At 61.4% G+C, this 5,001-nt stretch carries 5 protein-coding genes; 4 read left to right on the top strand and 1 reads right to left on the bottom strand.

The genetic code is table 11. The features are described from left to right. The first annotated feature begins 149 nt into the window (after positions 1 to 149). The 4 genes from AC1DH9_RS22110 to argE all read left to right on the top strand — a co-directional run bounded on the left by AC1DH9_RS22110 (position 150) and on the right by argE (position 3,919). On the top strand, positions 150 to 1,460 hold the full coding sequence (locus AC1DH9_RS22110) for a flavin-containing monooxygenase (RefSeq protein WP_427543689.1): 1,311 nt from the start codon (positions 150 to 152) through the stop codon (positions 1,458 to 1,460). A gap of 55 nt (positions 1,461 to 1,515) precedes the next feature. After that, positions 1,516 to 1,932 carry a RidA family protein gene (locus tag AC1DH9_RS22115; protein ID WP_046027689.1) on the top strand — a complete coding sequence of 139 codons (417 nt, stop codon included), beginning with the start codon at positions 1,516 to 1,518 and terminating at the stop codon, positions 1,930 to 1,932. 164 nt (positions 1,933 to 2,096) lie between these two features. Continuing rightward, the gene (locus AC1DH9_RS22120) at positions 2,097 to 2,774 is read left to right on the top strand and encodes a DUF1028 domain-containing protein (protein ID WP_427543693.1); all 678 of its coding nucleotides are present in this window, start codon (positions 2,097 to 2,099) and stop codon (positions 2,772 to 2,774) included. Beyond that, complete coding sequence (gene argE, locus AC1DH9_RS22125; RefSeq protein ID WP_427543696.1) at positions 2,771 to 3,919, top strand: acetylornithine deacetylase; 1,149 nt, start codon at positions 2,771 to 2,773, stop codon at positions 3,917 to 3,919. The genes AC1DH9_RS22120 and argE overlap by 4 nt, the downstream gene beginning before the upstream one ends. A 22-nt stretch (positions 3,920 to 3,941) precedes the next feature. Here the strand turns inward: argE and AC1DH9_RS22130 are convergent, their stop codons facing one another. Continuing rightward, positions 3,942 to 4,853, bottom strand: coding sequence for a LysR substrate-binding domain-containing protein (locus tag AC1DH9_RS22130; RefSeq protein WP_427543699.1), 912 nt, complete (start codon positions 4,851 to 4,853; stop codon positions 3,942 to 3,944). Between the last annotated feature and the right edge of the window lie 148 nt (positions 4,854 to 5,001).

Below are 5,001 nucleotides of genomic sequence, written 5' to 3' on the forward strand. Positions count from 1 at the left end.
GCGTAGACGGGTTTAAAGGCTCTGCATCAGATATTTGTATTCAATTGCCAGCTTAATAATATTTTACCGATACCGGGGTGATCCCTAGTCTTGAGCCCAAGAAATGGCAGGTCGTAACCGACCCTAATCCAACTTCGAAGGGCATAGAGATGACCATTGAAATAATAAAAACAGACACGCTGATTGTCGGCGCGGGTCAGGCGGGTGTGGCCATGAGTGAGCACCTGAGCAAGCTCGGCGTGCCGCACCTGGTGCTGGAGCGCAATCGTATCGCCGAGCGCTGGCGCACCGGGCGCTGGGATTCGCTGGTGGCCAATGGTCCGGTCTGGCACGACCGTTTTCCTGGTCTTGAATTCGACGATCTCAGCCCGGATGGCTTTGCCCCGAAAGAGCGGGTAGCCGATTACTTCGAAGCCTATGCCAGGAAATTCAACGCGCCCATCCGCACCGGTGTCGAGGTGAAGAAGGTTGAACGCAATGTCGGTCGACCGGGCTTCACCATTGAAACCTCCGAGGGCGTGATCGAGGCCAACCGTGTGGTGGCCGCCACCGGGCCGTTCCAGCGTCCGGTCATCCCGCCGATCGCGCCGCAAGATCAGCCGTTCCTGCAGATCCACTCGGCCGACTACCGCAATCCAGCGCAACTGCCCGAGGGCGCTGTGCTGGTCGTCGGCGCCGGGTCGTCGGGGGTGCAGATCGCCGATGAATTGCAGCGTGCCGGCAAGCAGGTGTACCTCTCGGTCGGCGCGCACGACCGCCCTCCTCGCGCCTATCGCAACCGGGATTTCTGCTGGTGGCTGGGCGTGCTCGGTGAATGGGATCAAGCGGCCATGAAGCCCGGTCGCGAACACGTCACCATCGCCGTGAGCGGTGCGCATGGCGGCCGTACGGTGGACTTCCGCGGGCTGGCTCATCGCGGCATGACGCTTGTCGGCCTGACCCACTCGTTCAATGGCGCCGTGGCGACCTTCCAACCGAATCTTGCCGACAACCTGGCGCGCGGCGATGAGAACTATCTGGCGCTGCTCAATGCCGCTGACGCCTACATCGAGCGCAATGGCCTGGACCTGCCGGAAGAGCCTGAAGCCCGCCATACCTTCCCGGACCCGGAGTGCGTGACCCATCCGATTCTTGAGCTCGACCTGGCCAAGGCCGGCGTGACCTCGATCATCTGGGCCACCGGGTTTGCCACCGACTACAGCTGGCTCAAAGTCGACGCCTTCGACGACAACGGCAAACCGCAACATCAGCGCGGCGTGTCGAGCGAGCCGGGTGTGTATTTCCTCGGTCTGCCGTGGCAGTCGCGTCGCGGCTCGTCGTTCATCTGGGGTGTTTGGCACGACGCCAAGTACGTGGCGGATCACATCGCCATTCAGCGCTCGTACCTCGACTACCGCGATGCCGGGCAGCGTCAGGCTGAAGCCGCCCCGACCGTCCATAAAACACCTGTCAGTGCTTGATATCCGCGCCGGCGCTTGCACAGCGCCGGGCCGACTTTTTCTTGAGGAGCTTCCGATGTCCACGCCAACCCATACCCGCATTCGCATGTTCAACACCAAAGAAACCTACCCGAACCAGAGCCTGGACAATGACCTGTGCCAGGCGGTCCGGGCCGGCAACACCGTATATGTTCGCGGCCAGGTCGGTACCGATTTTGAAGGCAACCTCGTCGGTCTTGGTGACCCGCGTGCGCAAGCCGAACAAGCCATGCGCAACGTCAAGCAATTGCTGGAAGAAGCCGGCAGCGACCTCAGCCACATCGTCAAAACCACCACCTACCTGATCGATCCGCGTTACCGCGAGCCGGTCTATCAGGAAGTCGGCAAATGGCTCAAAGGGGTGTTTCCGATTTCGACCGGGTTGGTGGTTTCGGCACTGGGGCAGCCGCAGTGGCTGATGGAAATTGATGTGATTGCGGTGATTCCTGAGTAAGGAAGTAGACCGAGTCGCGGCCTTCGCGAGCAGGCTCGCTCCCACATTTKATCTGCGTCGTACACAAATTTGTGGCCACTAAAGATCCACTGTGGGAGCGAGCCTGCTCGCGAAGGGGCCCGCACAGACGACCCTTTACTCAAGGTTAACCAAGGAGCCAAACCATGACCTTTTCCATCGCCGCCCGTTGCCCCGAAACCGGTCAGTTGGGCATCGCGATCAGTTCCTCGAGCATCGCTGTCGGCGCACGCTGCCCTTGGCTGCTGCCAGGTGTGGGTGCTGTCTCCACGCAAAACATCACCTTGCCGTCACTCGGCCCGGAAGTCCTCGCCCTCATGGAACAAGGCCTTGCGCCCTCTGCTGCATTCGACAAGGTGTTGACTCGCAACGGCTACAGCCAATACCGACAGATCACCGCGATTGACCACCTCGGCCACACCGCACACTTCAGCGGCGCACAAACCCTGGGCACCCACAACGCGGTGTCGGGCGAACAATGCGTGGCTGCCGGCAACATGCTGGCGGACCGTGGGGTGATCGAGGCCATGGTCAAGGCCTTCGAGCACGGCGAAGGTCAACTGGCCGACCGCTTGCTGGCAGCGCTGAAAGCCGCTGTGGCGGCGGGAGGCGAAGCCGGGCCTGTGCATTCGGCGGCGCTCGTTGTGGTCGGCGAGCTGACCTGGCCGATTATCAACCTGCGGGTTGATTGGGTCGACCACGATCCGATCGGTCAACTGGAAAAATTGTGGGACGCCTATCGGCCACAGGTTCAGGATTACATCGACCGTGCCCTGGCCCCCGACAAGTCGCCTGGTTACGGCGTGGCGGGAGACGACCGATGAGCAACAGCGTCGATTTGCTCAAGCAACTGGTGGCCTTCGACACCACGAGCCGCGAATCAAACCTGCACCTCATCGACTTTGTCCGGGACTACCTCGAACGCTTCGACGTGCCTTGCGAACGGGTCTACAACGAGCAGCGCAGCAAGGCCAATCTGTTCGCAACCATCGGCCCGGCAGATCGGCCGGGCATCGTGCTGTCGGGGCACACCGATGTGGTGCCCGTCGACGGCCAGCCATGGACCGTTGCGCCGTTCCAGCTCAGCGAGCGCGACGGCAAGCTGTACGGTCGCGGCACCGCCGACATGAAAGGCTACATCGCCTGCGTCCTCGCCCTGGTCCCGTCGCTGGTGAACGCCCCGCTACGGCGGCCGGTGCATATCGCGTTGTCGTACGATGAAGAAGTCGGCTGCCTTGGGGTACGCTCGCTGCTCAAAGCCCTCGAACAACGCCCGGTCAAACCGATGCTCTGTATCATTGGCGAGCCGACCGAACTCAAACCGATGCTGGGTCACAAGGGCAAACTGGCGATGCGTTGCGACATTCATGGTGAGGCCTGCCATTCGGCGTACGCCCCGCTCGGAGTCAACGCGATTGAATACGCCGCCGAACTGATCGGTGAACTGGGGCGGATCGGCCACCGGCTCAAAGCGCCAGAGCATCACGATGCCCGTTTCGACCCGCCGTTCAGCACGGTGCAAACTGGCGTGATTTCCGGTGGCAAGGCCTTGAACATCGTCCCGGCGGATTGCCGCTTCGACTTTGAAATCCGCGCCCTGCCCTCACAAGACCCCAGCGTGGTGGCGCAGGAACTGCAGACCTACGCTGAACAACAGGTATTACCGCGCATGCGCGCGGTGAGCGATCAGAGCGACATCCGCTTCAGTGAGTTGTCGGCGTACCCCGGTTTGGCGACTGATGCGCACAGCGAAGCGGCTGAGTTGATCGCTGCATTTTCCGGCTCGCGGGAGTTCGGGACGGTAGCGTTCGGCACCGAGGGCGGGCTGTTTGACGCAGCGGGGATTCCAACGGTGGTCTGTGGCCCTGGCAGCATGGATCAGGGCCACAAACCGGACGAGTTTGTCAGCCTCGATCAATTGAAGGGCTGCGACGCCATGCTGCAACGGATGCTGTCATCGATCTGCTGAGTCGGGAGGATGGGCCCGACACTCAGCTATAAAGTCGGGCCAGTTCTTCCTGGCAATAATCCACGAACAGCTGCACCGGTTTGGTCAGTTGCGTGCGACGCAACCACGCCGCCGATAAACCCGAGCCGGTGACCGTTTCAGCCAGCGCTACACACACGACTTTCTGCCCGTCATAGGTGTAGTCCGAAAACGGCTTGGTCACCAGAATCGAAAAGCCGAAACCGCGCCCCACCATCCCACGCACCATCTCGATCGACGGCGAGCTGAACACAATGTGCGGCCTCAACCCGAGCTCTTCAAAAACGCTCACGAAGTAGGTCCGGCTCGGCACCACGTCGAGCAAAATCATCGGCTCCAGCACCAGCTCATGCAGCGAGACTTTCGCCTGTTGCGCAAACCGGTGATCGGCCGGCAGCAAGGCATAGGGCTGCTGCGGCGGCATCAGCGGCACGGTCTCAATCGTGCTGTCCAGATCGTGTTCGAAGAGCATCGCCAGATCAATGCTGCCGGCGGTCAGTGCCTGCACCAACTCCTGCTGCTCGCCATCGCGAATACGGATCTCCACACCCGGCCAGCGCTCTTTGAAACCTGCGATCAAGCGTGGCAGATACAGCGGCGCCACCGTTTCAAAACAGCCAATATCGATCTGCCCCGCCACCATGTCATTGTCCGCCAGCGCGTTCTGTTCGAACTCGTGAGCCACCCGCAGCAGCTCAACCGCTTTGCGGTAAAAACGCGAGCCGCTCGGCGTCAGCGAAACACCCTGCGCGTGATGCCGGATAAACAGTTGAACACCAAAGCTGTCTTCCAGGTGCTTGATGGCGGTCGACACCGACGGTTGGGCGATATAGAGCTTGCGAGAGGCTTCAGCCACGCTGCCGCAATCGGCGGTCGTGACGAAATACCTGAGCTGGCGCAGGTTGTAAGCGGCCATGCGGACCTCCAGAAAATAGCAATGCGTAGCGCTTTTGTGGCGAGGGAGCTTGCTCCCGCCCGACCGGGCTGGCGCGCCAGGGCGCAGCATTCGCCAATCAGCAGTTTTTGCCGAAGTTTTGGGGCCGCTACGCAGCCCAGCGGGAGCA

The sequence above is a fragment of the Pseudomonas sp. 05T35 genome (assembly GCF_056396605.1).

Excerpts from the sequence above, each read along its gene's own strand:
- AC1DH9_RS22130 (WP_427543699.1), bottom strand. The coding sequence starts at position 4,853 with ATGGCCGCTTACAACCTGCGCCAGCTCAGGTATTTCGTCACGACCGCC.
- AC1DH9_RS22120 (WP_427543693.1), top strand. The coding sequence starts at position 2,097 with ATGACCTTTTCCATCGCCGCCCGTTGCCCCGAAACCGGTCAGTTGGGC.
- AC1DH9_RS22115 (WP_046027689.1), top strand. The coding sequence starts at position 1,516 with ATGTCCACGCCAACCCATACCCGCATTCGCATGTTCAACACCAAAGAA.
- argE (WP_427543696.1), top strand. The coding sequence starts at position 2,771 with ATGAGCAACAGCGTCGATTTGCTCAAGCAACTGGTGGCCTTCGACACC.
- AC1DH9_RS22110 (WP_427543689.1), top strand. The coding sequence starts at position 150 with ATGACCATTGAAATAATAAAAACAGACACGCTGATTGTCGGCGCGGGT.